General features: G+C 63.5%; 1 protein-coding gene. It reads left to right on the forward strand.

Features of this window, described 5'->3' with window-relative positions:
- The coding region (locus PJK54_RS17730) for an Ig-like domain repeat protein (RefSeq protein ID WP_271303514.1) at positions 1-482 on the forward strand (482 nt) is incomplete at both ends.

Genomic DNA, 482 nt, shown 5'->3' on the forward strand with positions numbered 1-482 from the left:
ATCTTGGGCACCACTCTGACTGTCGCTGGCCAGAATCTGTCTGGCCTCGCCGAGGGCGAGCTGACCGCCACCCTGACGGTCACTGACGACGCCGGCAACGACAACAGCTTCACAGCGGATAGCGTCAAAGACACCGCTGCGCCGACCACCACCGTCACCATCGATGCCATCAGTGAAGACACCGGTACCGCGGGCGACTTCATCACCAGCGACAATGATGGCCTGACGATCTCTGCCACACTGGATGCGCCGCTGGCCGAGGGCGAGACCCTGCAGTACAGCAGCGATGGCACCACCTGGATCGATATCCCCGAGGGCAGCGTGACCGGCACTGCGGTCAGCTACGACAGCGGCCTCACCGAGTCCGCGACCGTACAGTTCCGTGTGCAGGATGCTGCCGGCAACAACGGCGATACGGTGTCCCAGGCCATCGTGATCGATGCCACCTCACCGAGCGCCGATGACAACAGCATCGCCTTCGA

This window comes from Cobetia sp. MMG027, assembly GCF_027947415.1.
Classification (GTDB): Bacteria; Pseudomonadota; Gammaproteobacteria; order Pseudomonadales; family Halomonadaceae; genus Cobetia; species Cobetia marina.